Source organism: Parashewanella curva (assembly GCF_003675895.1).
GTDB classification, from domain to species: domain Bacteria; phylum Pseudomonadota; class Gammaproteobacteria; order Enterobacterales; family Shewanellaceae; genus Parashewanella; species Parashewanella curva.
Window position 1 is genome coordinate 118,443 of the sequence record NZ_ML014755.1, and the last position, 21,057, is coordinate 139,499.

A 21,057-nucleotide genomic window follows, 5' to 3' on the forward strand; every position below is an offset into this window, starting at 1 on the left:
TAGAGTTATGTATTCCAGCATAACCAACAACGAAACGTGATTTTTTAATAGTAGAGTGTTTGGATTATTTCCACTTAATAACCTTATACAAGGAGTTAGGAAGTGGATATTTTGCCGGATCTTTTAAAAATTTTCGAACGGCTTCTTGGTGTTGAGGCATAATATTATTTACTACCCAAACCCGAATATTATGATTGAACTCGTCGCCCGCCAGCACACCAAATTGATTAAAACGTTCAGGATCTAGCTCTATATTCGCGTCCTTGCTACAAGTAGCCTCAAGCATACAGAGCAATAACGCGTATTCATCTCCCGCCCTATTCATCTGCTTTATTTCACGTTTCAGTTTCTGCTTGCTAGGTTTATCAGCGTCTTCTGGTATCTTTTTTTCCCTACCCGCAATGAGTTTTCTGGTGGTATAAGCAGGCGTTAACGGCCTGTATTTGTTTTTCCCTACTCTATTGTATACTTCAGGATGATTTTTTTGATCCTGCAATAAATCAAAAGTAGCGATACAATCCAAGTCAATGAGCATCACTGGATCAGTATCACTCTTAATTACAAAGTTAGGGTTTTTAATATCACCAAAATAGATTTCTCTAGCATGAGCTTTCATCATGTCTTTACAAAAACCTTTGTATTGTGAAATAGATATTTTTTTTCCTTCATCTATGATATCGCAATAGACATCTTTTCCACCGTCAGGTGCAAGTACTGTATTTCTATCAACAATGACACAAGGACAAATGGATTGATAAGGACTTAATAATCGAAGGGCATAACGGTTCTGTCTAATTTGTTGATCACTAAACCGCCCTAAAAATTTTCGAAGCTTGAGTTGTATGCTTTGCGCCCCTCTTTTATCTACCCTTTTTTCTTGACCGTGAGGACCTGACTTTCTGGAATTAGCTAAATGAAATTTTTTAACTTCCCAAGCTGTGGGTCTTGAAACCGCTTTGAACATATTGAGCGGATCACTAAACTGCCTATGTAATTGAGTTTGCTCTGTTGGTTGAATTATCTGCCTTATTAGTCGCGTATCTGCAGGGAGCGGTTTTATTTTATAAATACGTTTAAAAGGATTTTTTAACCGTTTTTTTTCAGCGAGTGTGGACTGAGTTCTGAGCTGTTCAAAAATTTCATTAGGCTTAAGCCAGCCAATCATCGCTGCTCCAATCACACTACGGTTGCGCCTGTCTTTTATTTCCCATAATTTTTTTAGCGATTCAAACCGTGAGTCGTCGCCGTCATCAATACGTTCGATACTCTTTAAACGCCACAAGTCGGTGTCAAATTTATCTTTAACAAAATCAGCTTGATACTGTTTATCTCCTAGTGACAGCAAGTATTTGCCATCTTCTATTTTACTAATTTCATATTCTTCAAAAGCTGGAGTTCTCATCAACTTTTGCAGTAAAGAAAACATAGTCCCTTTCCTTGTGTGCTAAGGCTTATCCTTAAGGTTAGAGCCTGTTGAACTTTCGTGCTTATTTTTGCAGCGATAAATTGGTTATCTTATGCAAGGCAGAGTTTGTGAAGTGTAGTTACTCTACATAAACAAACGATAACGCAGCAGAAGTGACCAATTTACGCTGTCTTCGATGCTTTTGAGCACTTCCTGTTCTGTGTTGTGACAGCTTACTTAGATTACTAAGCTTCACTGTTCACGCCTTGAACAGAAAAGTGCTCAAATAGCACAAAATTTAAGCCTGAAAGATCAACAGGCTCTAATCTAACAATCTGTTTTCGAAAATGTCATCAGCAACAAACACACAGTTCACAATTTACATTTGCTTCAAAACTTCGAGTAAGCGAAAATACCCCGCATAATCAACTGCCGTTTATCCAAATTGGCCGTTACCTCACACAAATGCAGCAGGAGAGAGCATGTCTTCCCGTAAAGAACTCGCTAACGCTATTCGTATCCTAAGTATGGATGCGGTTCAAAAAGCAAAATCTGGTCACCCAGGCGCACCGCTTGGTATGGCTGATATTGCGGAAGTGCTATGGAATGATTTTCTTAAACACAATCCAAGCAATCCAAACTGGGTAGACAGAGACCGTTTTATTCTTTCTAACGGCCACGGTTCTATGCTGATTTATTCATTACTGCACCTAAGCGGTTATGATTTACCAATGTCAGAGCTCAAGCAGTTCCGTCAACTTCACTCTAAGACGCCAGGTCATCCAGAATATGGTTATACGCCAGGTGTTGAAACCACTACTGGTCCATTAGGAGCTGGTATCAGTAATGCTGTTGGTATGGCGATTGCCGAAAAAACGTTGGCGGCACAATTTAACCGTGACGGCCACGACGTAGTTGACCACTACACCTACTGTTTCTTGGGTGACGGCTGCATGATGGAAGGTATTTCACATGAAGCGTGCTCATTAGCAGGCACGTTAAAGCTAGGTAAGCTGATCGCATTTTGGGATGACAACGGCATCTCAATCGACGGTGAAGTAGAAGGTTGGTTTACTGACGATACTTCTAAGCGTTTTGACTCGTACGGCTGGCACGTAATTTCAGACGTTGATGGCCACGATCCAGAAGCGATCCGTAAAGCTATCGAAGAAGCGAAATCTATTACTGACAAGCCAACCATGATTTGCTGTAAAACCGTTATCGGTTACGGCTCTCCAAACAAGTCTGGCTCTCACGATTGTCACGGCGCACCGCTAGGTGACGAAGAAATCGCAGCCGCACGTGAGTTCCTAGGTTGGGAAGCCGCGGCATTTGAAATTCCAGCGAACGTTTATCAAGGTTGGGACGCAAAAGAAGTTGGCAGCCAAAACGAACAAGCTTGGGATGCTAAATTTGATGCTTACAAGGCAGCACACCCAGAACTTGCAGCAGAATTTGAACGTCGTGTTATTAAAGGTGAGCTACCTGCTGATTTTGAAGCTAAAGCTCAAGCTTACATTCAAGAGTGTCAAGACAAAGGCGAGTCTATCGCTTCACGTAAAGCGTCACAAAACGCCATTGGAGCATTTGGTGCGCTACTGCCTGAACTAATGGGCGGCTCTGCGGATCTTGCTGGTTCTAACCTAACGCTTTGGTCTGGTTCTAAAGGCATTCAAGAACATGCTGATGGTAACTACATCTTCTATGGTGTACGTGAATTCGGTATGGGCGGTATCATGAATGGTCTGTCTCTGCATGGCGGTTTCATCAACTATGGTGCAACCTTCTTAATGTTCATGGAGTACATGCGTAACGCCACTCGTATGTCTGCATTGATGGGTATTCAAAACGTGTTCGTATTCACCCATGACTCGATTGGTCAAGGCGAAGATGGCCCAACTCACCAGCCAGTTGAGCAAATCGCTAACTTGCGTATGACGCCAAGAATGGCAGTATGGCGTCCATGTGATGCAACTGAGACTGCTGTGGCTTGGAAAGCAGCAATTGAGCGTCAAGATGCACCAACGTCATTGATCTTCAGCCGCCAAGGTCTTCCGGCTCAAGCTCGTAGCGCAGAGCAAGTAGCTGATATCGCTAAAGGTGGTTACATCATCAAAGATTCTGAGCAAACGCCAGAAATCATTTTGATTGCCACAGGCTCTGAGGTACAACTAGCACTTGATTCTGCTACTGAGCTAACGGCTCAAGGCAAGCAAGTACGTGTGGTTTCTATGCCGTCAACCACTGAGTTTGATAAGCAATCGGCTGAATACAAAGAACACGTTCTTCCTTCTACTATCACTAAACGCGTAGCGATTGAAGCGGCTCACACTGACTTCTGGTACAAGTATGTGGGTATGAACGGTGGCGTTGTTGGGATGCAAACCTTCGGTGAATCTGCACCGGGTGGCGCATTGATGAAGCACTTTGGCTTTACTGTGGAAAATGTTGTTAAAACGGTTAACTCATTAAGCTAAGCATTACTTATTCGACGATTTTGAGCGCAAGAGATTGCGCTCATTTTTTTCCCACGCCTACCTTCCTTAACGCTATCACTCACTAAGAATTAATTATTCCCTTAATTTTGTTGTAACTGGCGTAAACTTGCTTTTAATTGCTGGCATAACATCGCATGACAAGTATCTCTAGCCATCAAGTTAACAAAATCTTTCGCTTTTATGGTCGGTTTTTTAGATGTAACAATTGTTTTCCTGATTTCAGCTAGCACAGCAGTTAGCTGAGTTTTTATTATACTTTGCTCTTCTACTTTATTAAGCAATACCATGTTTAACGTTGGCATAGATATAAGCCCTTTACTGAAAGCTTCCTGACACATAGGCAGAAGCGTGTCCTTAAGAGTTATTCGAATCAATATTTTCTCTTGGTCTGCATCAAAAGACTCTAATAATTTCGCTCTTTGTTGCTCTATAGGATCAATCGTACTCGAAAAGACTGCTGGCTTATCTACCCTTTCTTGATGAAACCCTCCGAGCGCCTGATTTGCTGACGAACTGGTATCGTACTTATGTTGGCTACTGTCATCAAAGCTCAATTCTTCTGTACCATTCCGTGATAAACCTCTACTTTGTTCTGCCATTGCAGCTTGAGACATACCGGGTGCAGAATTTCCGACACTGGGATCGAAACTCATTTATGGTTCTCTTAATATTAAAAAAACAATTATGTCTAAACGAGTGTTAAGAGAGCCTTTAATTCCAATTAAATTTATTTCATTGGAAACTTTGAGTCATAAGTCATTGAGCGCTATAATCCAGCATCTTTTTTAGGTCGTTAGTTCTATGATTTTTCGAACTCAATAGATCTGCTTTGAATCACAAAGGAACGCTGATTTGAAAACCCGTGTTGCTATTAATGGTTATGGTCGAATTGGCCGCTCTATTCTTCGTGCGCTTTACGAATCTGACAAACATCAACACATCGAAATTGTCGCCATCAACGAACTCGCCAATACCGATGCCATTGTCCATCTCACCAAATACGACACCACCCATGGCCGCTTTCAAGGCACAGTAAATCAACAAAAAAATACTCTGATCATCAATGATGATCACATCCAATTACTGAAAGAATCCGACCCGAATAAATTGCCTTGGAAAGATCTCAAAGTTGATATTGTGTTGGAAGCAACTGGTCAGTTGAAAACCCGTGAAGAATGTGAAGTCCATCTAAAAGCTGGTGCTAAGCAAGTATTGATCAGTCATCCATCTACGCCTGATGTCGATGCCACTATCGTATATGGCGTTAATGAACAGCAGCTAAAAAATACAGATAAAGTGGTTTCCAACGCCTCATGCACGACTAACTGTTTAGTGCCTGTTATCGATCTTTTAGATAAAGAATTCGGTGTAAAAAGCGGTGCCATCACCACCATTCATTCCGCGATGCATGATCAACCTGTGATTGATGCTTATCATGATGATTTACGCCGAACTCGGGCGGCAGGTCAATCCATTATTCCCGTTGATACTAAACTCGCTCGTGGTATCGAACGCATATTGTCGCACCTCAAAGACAAGTTTGAGGCGATTTCTGTACGAGTTCCCACCATCAATGTGACCGCAATTGACTTATCGGTCACAGTTGCGAAACGTGTCGATATTGCAAGCGTAAATAATGTTTTAGAATCGGCAGCATTAGGACATTTCTCTGCCGTGCTGGGTTATACCGATGAGCCACTAGTTTCTTGTGATTTTAATCACGATCCTCGCTCTAGTATTGTCGACGGCACCCAAACGCGTGTCAGTGACGGTCATTTGATCAAATTGCTACTTTGGTGTGATAACGAATGGGGCTTTGCAAATCGTATGCTTGATACCACGCTGGCAATGACCGCAACTCAGTAGGGATAGTCAAGGACAACCGAATTCAAGAATTACTGCTTAAATAGGAAAAACTTATGACAATCATTCGTATGTCAGATCTTGATCTTCAAGGTAAACGCGTACTTATTCGTGAAGATCTTAATGTGCCAGTTGCCGACGGCAAAGTGACCAGTGACGCTCGTCTTCGTGCAGCACTTCCTACCATCAAACTTGCCCTTGAAAAAGGCGCGGCGGTTATGGTGATGTCTCACCTTGGTCGTCCAACCGAAGGCGAATTCAACGCTGAGTTTTCTTTAAAGCCTGTGGTTGATTACCTAAACGATGCGCTAGATTGCAACGTGACTTTGGCTTCTGACTACCTTGACGGTGTTGAAGCAAATGCTGGTGAAGTGGTTGTGTTCGAAAACGTACGCTTTAACGTAGGTGAGAAGAAAAACGACGAAGCACTAAGTAAAAAACTGGCAGCACTTTGTGATCTGTATGTAATGGATGCGTTTGGTACCGCACACCGCGCTCAAGCTTCGACTCATGGCGTTGGCCAACATGCCCCTATTGCTTGTGCAGGTCCACTGCTTGTTGGGGAATTAGAAGCGCTGGGTAAAGCATTAGACAACCCTGCACGCCCTATGGTTGCAATTGTAGGTGGCTCCAAAGTGTCTACCAAACTGACCGTACTTGAAAGCTTATCAACTAAAGTTGACCAACTTGTGGTTGGTGGCGGTATTGCTAACACCTTTATTGCCGCAGCGGGCAATGGTGTAGGTAAATCATTGTATGAAGCCGACTTGATGGAAGAAGCCACTCGCCTTGTCAATAACGCGCAAAGCCGTGGCGGTGATATTCCTGTACCGACTGATGTGATTACAGGCAAAGAGTTCAGCCCAACCGCAGAAGCGACATTAAAACCAGTAGCCGACGTTGCTGAAGATGATATGATCTTCGACATTGGTCCAGACAGCGCAGAAGCTCTGGCTGAAATTCTGAAGAACGCTGGCACTATCGTATGGAATGGTCCAGTTGGTGTATTCGAGTTCGATCAATTCGGTGAAGGCACTAAGCGTATTGCTCAAGCGATTGCTGAATCTGCAGCATTCTCAATTGCAGGCGGTGGTGACACCCTAGCGGCCGTTGATAAATACGACATTGCAGACAAAGTATCTTATATTTCAACGGGTGGCGGTGCTTTCTTAGAATTCCTAGAAGGCAAAAAGCTTCCAGCGGTAGAAATGCTCGAAGCTCGCGGTAAGTAATATCGCATAGCGGCTCCCGTTCTTACTTTTGTTGAGGGCGGGAGTTCAAGTAAAGCTGCTGACTTTAGTAGATAAAACGGCATATTCAGCACACAAAAATAATATGCAGACTCAAAAAGAAACTGCAACTTGCCAAAAGGCAGAAAAAAGAATTTAAAAGACATCAATTATCCATGCGAGTATGCATGGTGCCCTAACAACGGAGCAATCTCATGGCACTTATCTCATTAAGACAAATGCTAGATCACGCAGCAGAACACAACTACGGTGTTCCAGCGTTCAACGTAAACAACCTAGAACAAATGCGCGCTATTATGCAGGCAGCGGAAGCCACTGACAGCCCTGTGATTGTGCAAGCTTCAGCGGGTGCTCGTAAATATGCCCGTCCTCAGTTCTTAAAATATTTGATGAATGCCGCGCTTGAGCAATACCCTGATATCCCTGTGTGTATTCATCAAGACCACGGTACTCACCCTGACGTTTGTCAGCGCTCCATCCAATTAGGTATGTCATCAGTAATGATGGACGGCTCACTAATGGCTGACGGTAAAACCCCTGCAAGCTATGAATACAACGTAGATGTGACTCGTAAAACCGTAGCTTTTGCTCACGCTTGTGGTGTGTCGGTAGAAGGTGAAATCGGCTGTCTAGGTAGCTTAGAAACCGGTCAAGCGGGTGAAGAAGATGGTATTGGTGCAGAAGGCATTTTAAGCATGGATCAAATGCTGACTACACCTGACGAAGCGGCTCGTTTTGTTGCTGACACTCACGTAGATGCGTTAGCAATTGCGATTGGTACCAGCCACGGTGCATACAAGTTCACTAAAAAACCTACAGGTGATGTACTGCGTATCGACCGCATCAAGGAAATCCACGCTCGTATTCCTAACACACACTTGGTAATGCACGGTTCTTCTTCTGTACCACAAGAGTGGCTGAAAGTGATCAATGAATACGGCGGTGAAATGCCAGAAACGTACGGTGTACCTGTTGAAGAAATCGTTGAAGGCATCAAGCACGGTGTTCGTAAAGTTAACATCGACACTGACTTACGTTTAGCATCTACTGGTGCAGTGCGTAAATTCCTTGCTGAAAACCCAAGCGAATTTGACCCTCGTAAATTCCTAAAAGCGTCTATGGAAGCCATGGCTCAAATCTGTACTGACCGTTACGAAGCCTTCGGTTGTGCGGGAATGGCATCGAAGATCAAGCCTAAATCGCTACAAGCGATGTATAAGTCTTATCAAGCGGGTGAGCTTGATCCTAAGATCAATTAACAATCTCTTTTAACGCCCAAAAGCCTGCTTTTTAGCAGGCTTTTTGTTAACAATATTTCATTAGTCGAGGTTTTGCTATCACCTTAGTATAAAGTTAACACTTAATCAGACCATTATGTCTATGTCATATGTATAATAATGCCGATGTCACTGTAGATGCTAGCCAATTTTTTCGTAGTTCAATTGACACTTTCTTGTTTGATGCCTCAATTTCTGCCGGAATGGGATTTGCTGTAGGTGGGCCAACAGGAGCAGGGGTAGCGTTGTCGGTTACTTTATTAAAATTTTTTGCTGATGATGCTATCACAAAATATGCACCAAATTTTATTGTGTCACCTTTTTACATTGGCGCTGGAGCTGGTATTAGCGCGATGGCGCCAACCGTTTGTGCAAGTTGGACTGTAGGCACAAATGTAAAAAGTGCTTTCAGCATAGGTTTGAACTTTTTCTACAGCCGTTGCTTACAGTTTGGAGTAACGAAAATAGCCCAAAAAGTCACTAGTAATAAACATATATCATCAGCCATTGCTACCGTGACTGGGTTTTATGCAGGTAAATTTTATATGTCTTGAGATTGATTTTCGATATCTTTAATTAACAAATCACACCAAAAATGCCTTTAATATCTTTCTTAAGAGATATGGGCAGAAATCTGTTTATCACTGATTAGCTAAATAAATATTCCACATTATTCAGTGGGATTATCATGATTTAACATCCTGACAGACCCATAATGCAAACTCTATGCTATCTCCTTATGCTTAAGCATCCCCTCATATAAATCAGTCATATCAACGGCTCACGTCAATCATAAATAAAGACATTCAAGCTGCAGAGCAATACTTTGATGACGCGAGCTACGGTGGCTTTCATCAAAGTACAGCACAAAAAACGGCTGTATTTCTTCGAGGCAACGCTTAATGTGATTGGATAATCGCCTCTTTTCATAAACGGTATGCGAAAGAGGCTAACTTTACCAACGAATAATACTGAGCAGTTCTAATTCCTTATCTGAAACACCTGCTTGTATCAAAACAACCGTTATTTTTCATAAATTAACTTTCATTTGGAAACGGTTTTAGCAACGTTTAATATCCTTTGAAAAATCAATGATGAACTCACATAGAATATGGCATCTGAGCTTGGGGGATTTTTTCCATTCTATCTGGATTGGCACTTTCCGATAGAACCACACCTCTACGAACTAAAAGAAGATGATAAATTCACCCTCGAGTTAAAGCATGAAAGTGGCGCTACTTGCCACTATAAAGTAGCCATCAAACATGATTTATTATGGCTGCATTTTCATGCGTCGACCACAACATACTCGCCTCCAATCGATGTAGTTTATAAAACCCTTTTGCAATTACAGCCGGAGCAAGAGTCGTTTTTCATTACTGAGAGCTTAGAAAAGGAGCCTTATTGGGCCGCTGAAAGCATTTTAATGAGCTCCGAAAAAAGAGCAGCATTTAGACTATTATCCCTCTATTATGAATGGGTAGAAAAAACCAATGCCACCATCGCCTTAAAGGTCATTAATGACATTAAATATTTCATTGATGCATTAAGCCCAAGAGGCATCACTATTAATCGCCTTTTTGATATTGCCCTACCATTAAGTAAAGATGGTAAAAAGGATGAGCTAGAAAATATTGTCGAAAGCATTAGCGGTATGGATATCCTTCGCTTTCAAATAGAGCGCAACCAATTTCATTTTGTCTTACAAGATGATCCAGCGTTAAAAGCTTGTTTTGAACAAAGAACACCATTAGTTCTTCCATTACCAAACAGCATAGTCATTCTTGCTAGAGACACTTTATCTAAGTGTAATGCCATTGAGATAAAACAACTTAATATCGCATTCGTTGAAATGTGTTATTCAATACCAGAGCTTAACCCTTCACACCCATTTCACGATCAAATCCAAACAAATTTAAGAGACTTATTTATTGAGATTATCGCTCATGAAGCTTTTATCTCAGCGTTAACCATATTAATGGATAATGAAACTAACCAGATCCAAACGAAATCGAACAATACAACACGTAATGATCGCTTAGAAGAAAAAATTCATTTGTTCCAACAGGTTGTCCAATCTGGTTCGTTAGCCTTATTTCCTCAAATTGAGAAACTCATCAGAACGTCGCTGAAAACAACGGTTCCAAAGTATTTAACTGACATAGAAGATGAAAAAATCGATGATGGGATGCTAGCTCCTGTTGAGGTTCAAGATCAGTTGTTAGAACTCATTTTTGATATTCATTCCATTTCTGCATTATCAGCCAAAAGACAACGAGCAGAGTTAAGTGCAACCGTTCAAGAGTTGACTGATATGGCAGATAAGAGCGATGAGCCTATAGATTTTGAGCTTATTGACACTCTAAATACTCAGATACAAGCCATCACAGATAATCTAGAGGAAGCCGAACGCTTAAGCGATCAAAGAAGCTACGAGAAAGTTCATCAATCTATTATTGTAAAAGTGATCAAGGCACTCGATGAGTATTTAGGCAAGCGCATTCAACTGGAGGTTGACAGTTATTCCACTTAAACCTGCTCATCATGAGCTTCAAGAAAAGTAAACACACAAAACACCACTAAAATAAACTTATTTTCCTATTTTTGATTTGTCTCACAGTCGTTAAACTATAAGTATCTAATTAAATCAATATTGCTACCAGCCGTTAGATTATGAATACACTTAGACTCCAAGCCCGTTTTTATAAATTGCGCACCAATAAAGCCTTTGAGCTTTTTGTGATCAGCGTCATTATTCTCTCAGCCATGATGATAGGTGTAAAAACCTATGAATTGCCCGTTCAAGTAGAGGGAGCCATTCGTGTCCTAGACTTCGCCATCACACTATTTTTTCTGTGTGAAATTAGCGTCAGGTTTATCGGTGAAAATCGCAAACTCAAATTCTTTAAGTCAGCTTGGAATGTTTTTGATACCGCTATCGTCATTTTGAGTTTAGTGCCGATTGAAAACAGTGAAATGGCAATGATCGGGCGTTTGATCCGCGTATTTAGAGTCCTGAGAATGGTATCTATCATTCCAGAATTGCGCATGCTGCTTAACTCATTGCTAAAAGCTCTACCACAACTAGGCTATATCGGCTTACTAATGTTTATTATTTTCTACATTTATGCCGCCATTGGAACTACGTTTTTCGCCAGCATCAACCCTGAATTATGGGACAATATATCCATCAGCATGCTGACCTTATTTAGGGTAATGACCTTTGAAGATTGGACGGATGTGATGTATGAAACCATGGCGCATTACCCGTTGAGCTGGGCGTACTATTTAAGCTTTATCTTCCTTACAGCGTTTGCCTTTTTGAACATGATCATTGGTATTGTGGTCAATGTACTGGAAGATGAGCGCCAAAAAATAGCTGCGTTAAAAGCCAAAAAAGAAGCGTCGACACAGCCAAGTTTATCAGACTTACAAGCACAACTTGAAGAAATGAAGGCCTTACTGTTAAAACAACAAAAATGAAGGTTATTCCTGCAACACTGATATAGCTCCATACTGACCACTTCTCAATCTGGTTTGGTATACGCCAGCTCTCGAAGCTGGCGTTAATTTAACCAAAAAATTCTAATTTTATGGGAAAGTGGCATTGACAATTATGCCCAAAAAACTAACCTATGCAGACTTTGATCACACTTTGGATTCCTGACGTTATGAAACACATCATCGGTTCTTTATTTATTCTTTTACCTTGTACAGCTATGGCTAACAGCAACTGGGTACCTGGCCCAGCTACTTTTGGTGGAACGACAGAATTCGGTGGCACTTTTACTACAGGTAATACCAAAACCTCTTCAATAAAAGGCAAAGTCGATCTCAAGCATGAGCTTGGCAACTGGGAAAACGAATATATTGTCGAAGGGCTATATAAAAAAGATGAATCAGACGGTAAAAGTGAAACCACAGCATCACGTTATCAAATAGGCGCTCAGGGTAACTATCGTTTTGACGAAGATAATTACATGTTTGCTAATGCTACATACGAAAATGATAGATTTAGAGGATTTGATTACCGCATTTCAACTGCTGCGGGCTACGGTCATAAGTTTTTTGATGATGGCGGTGATCTTTTGAAGGCAGAATTTGGCCCTGGTTACGTGTACACCAAACCATTAGCTAATAGCTCAGCAAATGAAAACGATAAAAACCTCGTTGCCCATATCAATGCTGAGTTCCAAAAGAAAATCAGTGAAAGTGCCACTTTTTCACAGAAAATGACCGCTGATTGGGGCGAACGTTTAGATGTAAGATCTGAATCCGCATTAAGCACGAAAGTGATTGGTGCGTTAGCAATGAAGTTTGGAGTAACAGTTAGATACTCTAGCAAGCCGCTAGATGAGAAGAAGAGTACCGATACTGAGACAACATTAACCTTGTTGTACTCTTTCTAACGTCACAAGGCTTTGATCAAAAAGAGGAAGCTTGGACTTCCTCTTTTTGTTTATGCCTATTTGGGTTTATGCCTAAAGAAAACTTTCCAGCTTCTTAGCTAAATCGGTATTATCCTGTGAGCCAATAAACTTTTTATAACCTTTACCGAAAGCAAAAACTTGAACATCCATCGCAGTATGACTTCCTGTTGTCCAGCCGGTATTACTACGAATATCAATGATACGTTTGATCTCATCAGTAAATTCACTTTCACCTTGAGCACGAGCTTTTTTCAATGCGTTCCATTCGTGCTTATTTGGTTCAAACCCAAGCAATGAGGTTAATTCAGGCTGCCACTTTTTCACTGTATTTAGCTTACTAGCAATGCGATCCGGTGACGCTTTTACATTACGAAGTACTTCAGGGTGCCACGCTTTTTTACCGTTAGCACCGACAGTTAAACCACCAGTTGAGTGATCAGCTGTGACCACCAATAAAGTGTCTGGGTGTTGTTTTACGAATTGCTCTGCAACTTTAATTGAGCGAGCAAATTCGTCCATTTCGCCCATGGCGGTTACGATATCATTGTTATGGCCAGCCCAATCTATCAAAGAGCCTTCCACTAGCAGTACAAAGCCTTTTTTATCTTGAGATAGCAGCTCTAATGCTTTTTGGGTCATTTGACTTAGTTTATGAGCTTTAGGTTCATTAACCACCCAAGGTAATTGAACATTAGCAAACAAGCCCAACACTTTGCCCGATTTCACACTATCCAGCTTGTTGATGTTATCCAAATAGCGGTAGCCTTTGCTCTTAAATTGGTTGACTAAGTCTTTTGAGAAATACTTTTGCCCGCCACCTAAAATAACATCGGCATCTGAATCTAAATATGCTTTAGCAATTTCAACATAGTTACGACGGTATTCATTATGAGCTAAAAAGCTAGCTGGCGTGGCATGGTTTACTTGTGAAGTCACAGCAACCCCCGTAGCTTTGCCCTTTGCTTTGGCTTTTTCAAAAAGAGTTTCTACAGGATGTTTATGTTCATCTACCCCAATTGCACCATTATAAGTTTTTACTCCAGTCGCCATTGCGGTAGCAGCAGCCGCTGAGTCTGTGATATAACCATCAACCTTAGCTGGAGACGTCCGCGACATGCCTACCAAAATTCTATCAAAAACGGTTGTTTCAATATCTTTAGTAGCTGGATCATCCTTATAAAAACGATAAGCCGTGGTATACGTTGGTCCCATGCCATCGCCAATCATAAAGATGATATTTTTAGGAGCATTATCGGCTTGAGCCGCAAACGACAAACATAAACTTAACGCAAGTAGGGTAGATTTAATTTTCATTAAGAAATCTCTAATTCATTTTTAATTTTTGCTCAATGGCCTCGTACATCATACCTGTAATGTCTACATCATAAGCCGCTTCAATTTGAACAATACAGGTTGGGCAAGTGACATTGATTTCAGTTAATTTGTCACCAATCACGTCAATGCCAACAAACAGCAATCCACGTTTTTTAAGCTCAGGTCCTAAGGTATTAGCAATCTTCCAATCCGACTCAGATAGTGGCTGAGCGACACCTCGTCCACCTGCGGCTAAATTACCACGAGTCTCACCTTTAGCAGGAATACGCGCTAACGAATACGGAACTGGCTCACCATCTACAATCAGAATACGTTTATCACCTTCAGTGATTTCTGGAATGTAAGCTTGAGCCATCGCATAAGTCTGACCATGATTAGTCAAAGTTTCGGTGATCACACCTAAGTTTGGATCGCCTGCTTTCACTCTAAAAATCGAAGCGCCACCCATGCCATCCAGTGGTTTCATGATCAAATCACCTTCTGCATCGTGAAACGCCTTAATACGAGCCGCATCACGAGTCACAATAGTCTTTGGTGTAAACTCACTGAACCAAGCCGTAAACAGTTTTTCATTCGCATCACGTAGACTTTGTGGCTTATTGACAACAAGTACCCCTTCCATCTCGGCACGCTCAAGCATATAAGTGGCGTAGATAAATTCAGTGTCAAACGGCGGCTCTTTACGCATTAATATCACATCTAAATCCGATAAAGGCGCTTCTACCGCTTCCCCTAACTCAAACCATTTATCATCATTTTGCTCGACGGATAGAGGGAACATACGAGCAACCGCTTTGCCATTTTCTAAGGCTAAGTGTTGCATTTCCATATAGAACAGTTGATAGCCACGAGCCTGCGCCGCTAGTAACATTGCAAAGCTAGAATCTTTCTTGATATTGATGTCTTGGATGGGATCCATCACGATGCCGAGCTTGATCATTTATTTGTTTACCTTATTACGTCAGCGGCTAAGCCACCGAGTGAGAATATTGTTGCTATGTGACAGTTTGATGATAATTACAAATCACCAAACTGAAGTTGTAATGCGCTTATAGCCGTTAATGCGGCGGTTTCTGTTCTTAGTACACGTGGGCCAAGCAAAATATCCGTAAATTGATATTGCTCTGTCATGGCAATTTCTGTTGCTGACAAACCGCCTTCAGGTCCAATTAATAGACGCACTTTTTTATCATTTAATTTCAAGCCATTGATTCCATGACTTGCTCTAGGGTGCAGATTTAACTTAAGCTCGCTTGATGGTTCAGCACACCAAGTTTCCAGTGACATTGCAGGTCGAACTTGTGGTACATGACTTCTGCCTGACTGCTCACAAGCACTAATGACTATCTTCTGCCACTGCTGAATTTTCTTTTCTAATCGCTCACCGCTAAGCTTTACTCCACAGCGTTCTGAAAAAAGTGGCGTAATCGTATTCACGCCAAGCTCTACTGACTTTTGCAAAGTGAAATCCATACGATCACCACGAGAGATCACTTGCCCTAGGTGAATACTGAGTGGTGATTCTGAGGCATTTTCAGACTTACTTTGTACCTTTACCGAAACATTTTTCTTATTAGCAGCGGTAATCTGGCATAAATAGTCATTTCCATCGCCATTGAATAATGAAATTGACTCGCCTTCTCCCATCCGTAGTACCCGACCAATATGTGCGGCACCATCATCGTCTAAGGCAATTGTCAGCCCTACTTCTAGCCCCATTGGCTGGTAAATTCTTGGAATTCTCATTTCGACTTAATTCTTATCTCTTATAACAGCGCTTAGCCACATAAGGGTTATGATTACCTTGGCTTTTCGCAATTGCGTTGTCTCGTTGACACTCAAATCGAGTCACAGGATAACTGTTATCCCATGCTTGAAACAACCTTAGCTGCTGTTTAGCAAGGCGAAAACCGTACTGTTTTTGCATATATAAGTAGGTGCGAGCAATTTGCCCACGAGTTTCTGATGGCGGCTGGACTTTTCTCCCCTTAAAATCCACCAGCATTTGGCATTGCCCATATTGGTTCGGGCGACCATTCCATTGACTGAAACGAAAGTTACTGCGATCACCATTCACTTCGCCAATCGCAGGCACAAGGTTATGTAAATCCGATTCCATTACCTTAAATTCAACACTGTTACGTTTGCAATTTTTTCGGCCACCCTTTTGCCAACATTGCAATTGATGCCCCATTTCCCATGCGGGCACTATATGCTCCCACTCGATACGATTGGCTCTTCTCTGTTGCTTTCGAACTTTATAACCACAGGAAGACAAATTGGGTGACCATTTCTTACCTTGGATTTTAATGTCACAACCACAGTAAAAACTTCGATGTTCAGGTAAGGATTGATAAATTTTTCTCGCTTCTTTTTTCGCTTGAGTAAAACTTGATGGGTGTTTAGGAGCGGCCTCAATACCAAAGCCAACTAAAGATAAACTTAACCCACAAAAAAACATACAACTTAATTGTTTTTGATACCACATCTATAACAAACCACAGATGACAACAGGTAGGTTAATGGTAGGGGTTGGCTGGTGCTAAATCAATTTTAATACGATGGAGCTAAAACTTCTCAGGCAAAGATGATATATACCAATTCATCATATCCTAGACAAAAAAATACCCGATATTAAGATCGGGTATTTTATTCAAGTGTAAATCCAACCGCTTTACTCGCCGCTTTGTTCTACACCAGAACGGTTCAGTAGGAACTGAGCTAAAATTGGTACAGGACGCCCTGTTGAGCCTTTATTCTTACCGCTATTCCAAGCACTGCCTGCTACATCTAAATGCGCCCAGTTGTATTTTTTAGTAAAGCGAGATAAGAAACAAGCTGCTGTGATAGAGCCCGCTGGACGACCACCTAAGTTAGTGAAGTCAGCAAACGGGCTGTCTAGCATATCTTGGTATTCATCCCACAATGGCATACGCCATGCGCGGTCACCTGATTGCTCACCTGCATTTAAAATCTCATGTGCAAGTGGGTTATGTGATGAGAATAAACCTGAAGCATGCTTACCTAGTGCAATCACACACGCACCTGTTAGGGTTGCAGTGTCAATTACTAACTCAGGATCAAAACGCTCAACATAGGTCAATGCATCACACAGTACCAAACGACCTTCCGCATCAGTATTTAATACTTCAACCGTTTGACCAGACATAGTCGTTAGAATGTCACCCGGACGATATGCGTTACCCGCAGGCATGTTTTCACAGCCAGCCAGAACACCAATCACATTGATCGGAAGGTTCATTTCGCAAAGCGCGCGCATGGTACCAATCACACCGGCTGCACCACCCATATCGTACTTCATTTCATCCATGCCTTCGCCAGGCTTCAATGAAATACCACCAGAGTCAAAGGTTAGACCTTTACCCACAAGTACAATCGGCTTTTCGGCAGATTTAGCTGCACCTTTGTACTCCATAATGGTCATAATAGATTCATTAGCACTACCGCGACCAACGGCTAAGTATGAATTCATACCTAGCTCAGCCATTTGCTCTTCACCAACTGTCGTTACGGTAAGCGAGTTATAACTTTCTGCCATTTGACGAGCTTGAGAAGCTAAATAAGCAGGGTTACAAATGTTTGGTGGCATATTAGCTACATCACGACATAAATGAGAGCCTGCCGAGACAGCATTACCATGTTCAATCGCACGCTCCCCAATAGTCAGCTCTTTACGCGTAGGTACGTTAAAGACTAACTTACGAAGTGGACGGCGAGTTTCACCTTTGTTCGACTTCAATGCATCAAAGCTGTATAGCGAATCATTGGTGGTTTCAACCGCTTGGCGAACTTTCCAATAAATATCACGGCTTTTCACGTGAAGTTCAGATAAGAAGCATACCGCTTCCATCGAACCCGTTTCATTTAAGGTATTGATGGTTTTGGCAATAATTTGCTTATATTGGCGCTCATCAAGTTCGCGTTCTTTGCCGCAACCTACCAATAAGACTCTTTCGCTTAATACGTTAGGTACATGGTGCAAAAGTAGCATTTGGCCTGGTTTACCTTCGAGATCACCTTTGCGAAGAAGGTTACTGATGTAACCATCACTGATTTTATCAAGTTGCTCAGCGATACCCGATAATCGACGTGGTTCGTATACTCCAACCACGATGCAAGCTGAACGTTGCTTTTCTGGGCTACCGCTCTTTACGCTAAACTCCATGAGCACTCCTAGATTCTTAAAGACAAAGATTTATATTTATAAGATAATGTCGAACTATAACTGTTTCAGTTAGTATTACAGCGCAACTATACGAGTAATAATGAATTTCTTTCTACTTACCCATGCTTCATAATAAAGAAAGAATTATAGAGAATTCTAATAATGCGCACAGGTCAGAACACATTGGAAGCGAACAGTTTACATGATTCTTTTCCCGATAACAGTAAAAAGACAAGCTTAAATTCCGGACTCACTAGTGATTGTATTTAAATATTTAATCCGAGAAGTTTCAAAGGCTCAGCTGGCCGTTTTAACCGTACTTCTTACTATTTTTGTTAGCCAGCATTTCGTTCGTATTTTGGCAGACGCCTCTGACGGCGATTTCCCTGCTTCATTAATTATGACTCTGTTGGCACTCAACCTCCCTGAGCTTGCCATGCTCATTTTACCTTTGAGTTTATTTTTGGGGATCATGCTGGCACATGGCCGTATGTACGCCGAAAACGAAATGGTGATATTCCATAGTGTTGGCATTAGTGAGTGGTACGTCACTCGAGTAACTTTAGTTGTCACCTTAATTAATATTATTGTCACTGCCACATTATCGCTTTATATCGCTCCTTGGGCTGAAGAGCAGCAAAATGTAGTGTTAGAAAAAGCGCAATCTGAAGCCGGGCTTTCTTCCCTAATAAAAGGCCGCTTTCAAACCAGTGCCAACGGACAAGCGGTATTATTTGTTGAAGATATCAACAACAAAAATCACTTATCTAATGTATTCGTAGCCCAAATTCCTAAAGCCGATGATACCAGCGGCACCACTAACTTAGTGGTTGCCAATAAAGGAAAAGTTGTTGAACTCCCTGATGGTCAGCAGCAATTGCAGCTAGAGTCAGGTACACGTTACCAAATATCTCCACAACGTTTGGACTATCAAATCATTGAATTTGGTGGATACCAAATGCAAATTAAAGATCAAGAAGTGGAAGCCAGACGCCGCAAACTCTCCGCTATGTCCACAAGCCAGCTGTTATCCATTCCTGGCCCAGAAGCTGCGGCTGAATTTCATTGGCGATTAGCGATTCCTATTGCCATTTTGATGATGACCTTTATCGCCGTACCTATGTCGCGTGTGAATGTGCGCCAAGGGAAATTCGCCAAGATGTTCCCTGCTATTTTACTGTTCCTTGGTTACTTTGGAATGATGATAGCAGGCCGAAAGGCCATCGCAGATGAAGTTATTCCAAGCTATCTTGGCTTATGGTGGATCCATGCTTCAGCTTTCATAATGGGCATGTTACTGCTCAGTAAAGAGCGACCTATAGGAGCTAAAATTAAAGGCATATTCGGTGCGAAAGGGGCAAAACAATGAAAATAATCGACCTCTATATTGCACGAGTTTTAGTCAATTCTTCTGCACTTTGCTTATTGGTACTCACTGGTCTTTCAGGGATCATAAAGTGGATAGATCAATTGCGTCACGTCGGAAGAGGCAGTTATAACCTTGTCGATGCCGGTATCTATGTATTATTTCTTGTACCACGTGATATCGAAATGTTCTTCCCAATGGCGGTATTACTTGGTGGCTTAATTGGTCTTGGTATGCTGGCTTCAAACTCTGAGTTAGTGGTAATGCAAGCTTCGGGTATGTCTCGCTTGCAGATCAGTGCATCAACCATGAAAACCGCCATTCCTTTAATGCTATTAGTGATGGCGTTAGGTGAATGGGGCGCGCCGATTGCAGAGCAAAAAGCCAACGAATTAAAAGCGACCAAAATTTCTGGCGGCAGTTTAATCAAATCTCGCCAAGGTGTATGGGCAAAAGACGGCGACTTATTTGTTAATATCGGTCAAGTAGATGACATTAATCGTCTGCGTAATATCACTCTGTACCGTTTTGATGAACAACAAAAGCTCACCGATTTAACCTTTGCCAAACGAGCCGATTTTATAGATGGTGCATGGCGTATGCATCAAGTCACCATCTCTCATATTGGGCCGCAAAAAGTAACGAAAAAAGAGTTGATTGAATACGATTGGCACTCATCGCTAACACCCGATAAATTAGGGGTGGTTTCGGTGAAGCCTGAATCTTTATCCATTCAAGGGTTAGTCGGATATTTAGAGTATTTGAAAAACAATCGCCAAGATCCTAGCCGCTATGAATTAGCCTTATGGCGTAAAATCGTTCAGCCGGTAACGGTAGCCGTTATGCTATTGGTAGCTTTGTCATTTATTTTTGGACCACTACGTACAGTAACCATGGGCGCAAGAGTATTACTTGGCGTCATTGCTGGCTTTAGTTTTTACATCAGCAACCAAATCTTTGGGCCATTAAGTATCGTGTACTCATTACCACCAGTGATTGGCGCCATCGCTCCGAGTATATTATTTACAGGTATCGCAATTTATTTCATTCGGAAATAGGTTTTATACTCGTGATACCTGAAGATGCAGGATTTCAGCGAGAATTAACTGCCATTTAGGCAAGACACTTATCCGCAGAAAACGAAGTAACGACAGTTTTGTATGTCGGTCATAGTCAATCTATTTCAAGGGTAAGTAACGCAGTATAAATGGCAGTTAAACTCGCACTGCGTGGGCTTTTTAGCGTTGATTTTTCTTTGTTGTGAAAGCTTGAATTAGCCCGCTAGTTCTGCACTTTCACGCCTCGAATAATGCAACGCCAAAGGGTGTAGATCTTTTAGATCGACAAACATCATGAAAAGATCATTAATTATCAATGGGATGACTTTGACAAATAGTGCGAAAGGAGCAATTTTATAGTACTTATCAGTTTGCAAACACAACAAGTC

At 41.7% G+C, this 21,057-nt stretch carries 17 protein-coding genes; 10 read left to right on the plus strand and 7 right to left on the minus strand.

The genetic code is table 11. The features are described from left to right. Nucleotides 1–64 precede the first annotated feature (64 nt). On the minus strand, nt 65–1,426 hold the full coding sequence (locus tag D5018_RS02520; protein WP_121837407.1) for a hypothetical protein: 1,362 nt from the start codon (nt 1,424–1,426) through the stop codon (nt 65–67). A 461-nt stretch (nt 1,427–1,887) separates the two neighbouring features. Here D5018_RS02520 and tkt point away from each other — a divergent pair, with 461 nt between their 5' ends. Next, entirely contained in the window at nt 1,888–3,882 is a 1,995-nt protein-coding gene (gene tkt, locus D5018_RS02525) for a transketolase (protein WP_121837408.1), read from the plus strand. A 101-nt stretch (nt 3,883–3,983) separates the two neighbouring features. Here tkt and D5018_RS02530 read toward each other — a convergent pair whose 3' ends face one another. Beyond that, nucleotides 3,984–4,556, minus strand: coding sequence for a hypothetical protein (locus D5018_RS02530; protein WP_121837409.1), 573 nt, complete (start codon nt 4,554–4,556; stop codon nt 3,984–3,986). 199 nt (nt 4,557–4,755) lie between these two features. Between D5018_RS02530 and epd the strand changes: the two genes are divergently transcribed. From epd to D5018_RS02565, 7 genes are all read left to right on the plus strand, one after another. Continuing rightward, nucleotides 4,756–5,769 carry an erythrose-4-phosphate dehydrogenase gene (gene epd, locus D5018_RS02535; RefSeq protein WP_121837410.1) on the plus strand — a complete coding sequence of 338 codons (1,014 nt, stop codon included), beginning with the start codon at nt 4,756–4,758 and terminating at the stop codon, nt 5,767–5,769. Between the two features lie 53 nt (nt 5,770–5,822). Then, nucleotides 5,823–6,998 carry a phosphoglycerate kinase gene (locus tag D5018_RS02540; RefSeq protein ID WP_121837411.1) on the plus strand — a complete coding sequence of 392 codons (1,176 nt, stop codon included), beginning with the start codon at nt 5,823–5,825 and terminating at the stop codon, nt 6,996–6,998. Nucleotides 6,999–7,210: 212 nt separating this feature from the next. Further along, a complete protein-coding gene (fba, locus tag D5018_RS02545; protein ID WP_121837412.1) occupies nt 7,211–8,275 on the plus strand; it encodes a class II fructose-bisphosphate aldolase in 1,065 nt (354 codons plus the stop codon). A 128-nt stretch (nt 8,276–8,403) separates the two neighbouring features. Then, nucleotides 8,404–8,847, plus strand: coding sequence for a hypothetical protein (locus tag D5018_RS02550; RefSeq protein ID WP_121837413.1), 444 nt, complete (start codon nt 8,404–8,406; stop codon nt 8,845–8,847). 557 nt (nt 8,848–9,404) lie between these two features. Next, complete coding sequence (locus tag D5018_RS02555; RefSeq protein ID WP_121837414.1) at nt 9,405–10,826, plus strand: hypothetical protein; 1,422 nt, start codon at nt 9,405–9,407, stop codon at nt 10,824–10,826. Nucleotides 10,827–10,966: 140 nt separating this feature from the next. Continuing rightward, nucleotides 10,967–11,776 carry an ion transporter gene (locus tag D5018_RS02560; protein ID WP_121837415.1) on the plus strand — a complete coding sequence of 270 codons (810 nt, stop codon included), beginning with the start codon at nt 10,967–10,969 and terminating at the stop codon, nt 11,774–11,776. Between the two features lie 188 nt (nt 11,777–11,964). Continuing rightward, the gene (locus tag D5018_RS02565; protein ID WP_121837427.1) at nt 11,965–12,702 is read left to right on the plus strand and encodes a DUF481 domain-containing protein; all 738 of its coding nucleotides are present in this window, start codon (nt 11,965–11,967) and stop codon (nt 12,700–12,702) included. A gap of 72 nt (nt 12,703–12,774) precedes the next feature. Here D5018_RS02565 and D5018_RS02570 read toward each other — a convergent pair whose 3' ends face one another. From D5018_RS02570 to pepA, 5 genes are all read right to left on the minus strand, one after another. Then, nucleotides 12,775–14,037 (minus strand): alkaline phosphatase, encoded by a 1,263-nt coding sequence (locus D5018_RS02570; protein WP_121837416.1) that lies wholly within the window; start codon nt 14,035–14,037, stop codon nt 12,775–12,777. A 10-nt stretch (nt 14,038–14,047) separates the two neighbouring features. Beyond that, nucleotides 14,048–14,998, minus strand: a complete 951-nt coding sequence (gene gshB, locus D5018_RS02575) for a glutathione synthase (RefSeq protein ID WP_121837417.1) — start codon at nt 14,996–14,998, stop codon at nt 14,048–14,050. Between the two features lie 77 nt (nt 14,999–15,075). Further along, nucleotides 15,076–15,804, minus strand: a complete 729-nt coding sequence (gene rsmE, locus D5018_RS02580) for a 16S rRNA (uracil(1498)-N(3))-methyltransferase (RefSeq protein WP_121837418.1) — start codon at nt 15,802–15,804, stop codon at nt 15,076–15,078. Nucleotides 15,805–15,817: 13 nt separating this feature from the next. Continuing rightward, nucleotides 15,818–16,519: an endonuclease gene (locus D5018_RS02585; RefSeq protein WP_121837428.1), complete on the minus strand. Its 702-nt coding sequence runs from the start codon at nt 16,517–16,519 to the stop codon at nt 15,818–15,820. A gap of 213 nt (nt 16,520–16,732) precedes the next feature. After that, complete coding sequence (gene pepA / locus D5018_RS02590) at nt 16,733–18,244, minus strand: leucyl aminopeptidase (protein ID WP_121837419.1); 1,512 nt, start codon at nt 18,242–18,244, stop codon at nt 16,733–16,735. A 256-nt stretch (nt 18,245–18,500) separates the two neighbouring features. Here pepA and lptF point away from each other — a divergent pair, with 256 nt between their 5' ends. Both lptF and lptG read left to right on the plus strand, forming a co-directional pair. Continuing rightward, complete coding sequence (gene lptF / locus D5018_RS02595) at nt 18,501–19,613, plus strand: LPS export ABC transporter permease LptF (RefSeq protein WP_121837420.1); 1,113 nt, start codon at nt 18,501–18,503, stop codon at nt 19,611–19,613. Beyond that, complete coding sequence (lptG, locus tag D5018_RS02600; protein ID WP_121837421.1) at nt 19,610–20,668, plus strand: LPS export ABC transporter permease LptG; 1,059 nt, start codon at nt 19,610–19,612, stop codon at nt 20,666–20,668. Before lptF ends, lptG begins: the two co-directional genes overlap by 4 nt. Nucleotides 20,669–21,057 lie beyond the last annotated feature (389 nt).

What these genes read in the sequence shown, in the direction of transcription:
- D5018_RS02565 (WP_121837427.1), top strand. Translation starts at nt 11,965, where the DNA reads ATGAAACACATCATCGGTTCTTTATTTATTCTTTTACCTTGTACAGCT.
- lptG (WP_121837421.1), top strand. Translation starts at nt 19,610, where the DNA reads ATGAAAATAATCGACCTCTATATTGCACGAGTTTTAGTCAATTCTTCT.
- D5018_RS02540 (WP_121837411.1), top strand. Translation starts at nt 5,823, where the DNA reads ATGACAATCATTCGTATGTCAGATCTTGATCTTCAAGGTAAACGCGTA.
- gshB (WP_121837417.1), bottom strand. Translation starts at nt 14,998, where the DNA reads ATGATCAAGCTCGGCATCGTGATGGATCCCATCCAAGACATCAATATC.
- D5018_RS02570 (WP_121837416.1), bottom strand. Translation starts at nt 14,037, where the DNA reads ATGAAAATTAAATCTACCCTACTTGCGTTAAGTTTATGTTTGTCGTTT.
- pepA (WP_121837419.1), bottom strand. Translation starts at nt 18,244, where the DNA reads ATGGAGTTTAGCGTAAAGAGCGGTAGCCCAGAAAAGCAACGTTCAGCT.
- fba (WP_121837412.1), top strand. Translation starts at nt 7,211, where the DNA reads ATGGCACTTATCTCATTAAGACAAATGCTAGATCACGCAGCAGAACAC.
- D5018_RS02530 (WP_121837409.1), bottom strand. Translation starts at nt 4,556, where the DNA reads ATGAGTTTCGATCCCAGTGTCGGAAATTCTGCACCCGGTATGTCTCAA.
- rsmE (WP_121837418.1), bottom strand. Translation starts at nt 15,804, where the DNA reads ATGAGAATTCCAAGAATTTACCAGCCAATGGGGCTAGAAGTAGGGCTG.
- tkt (WP_121837408.1), top strand. Translation starts at nt 1,888, where the DNA reads ATGTCTTCCCGTAAAGAACTCGCTAACGCTATTCGTATCCTAAGTATG.
- D5018_RS02520 (WP_121837407.1), bottom strand. Translation starts at nt 1,426, where the DNA reads ATGTTTTCTTTACTGCAAAAGTTGATGAGAACTCCAGCTTTTGAAGAA.
- D5018_RS02550 (WP_121837413.1), top strand. Translation starts at nt 8,404, where the DNA reads ATGTATAATAATGCCGATGTCACTGTAGATGCTAGCCAATTTTTTCGT.
- D5018_RS02585 (WP_121837428.1), bottom strand. Translation starts at nt 16,519, where the DNA reads ATGTTTTTTTGTGGGTTAAGTTTATCTTTAGTTGGCTTTGGTATTGAG.
- D5018_RS02555 (WP_121837414.1), top strand. Translation starts at nt 9,405, where the DNA reads ATGGCATCTGAGCTTGGGGGATTTTTTCCATTCTATCTGGATTGGCAC.
- D5018_RS02560 (WP_121837415.1), top strand. Translation starts at nt 10,967, where the DNA reads ATGAATACACTTAGACTCCAAGCCCGTTTTTATAAATTGCGCACCAAT.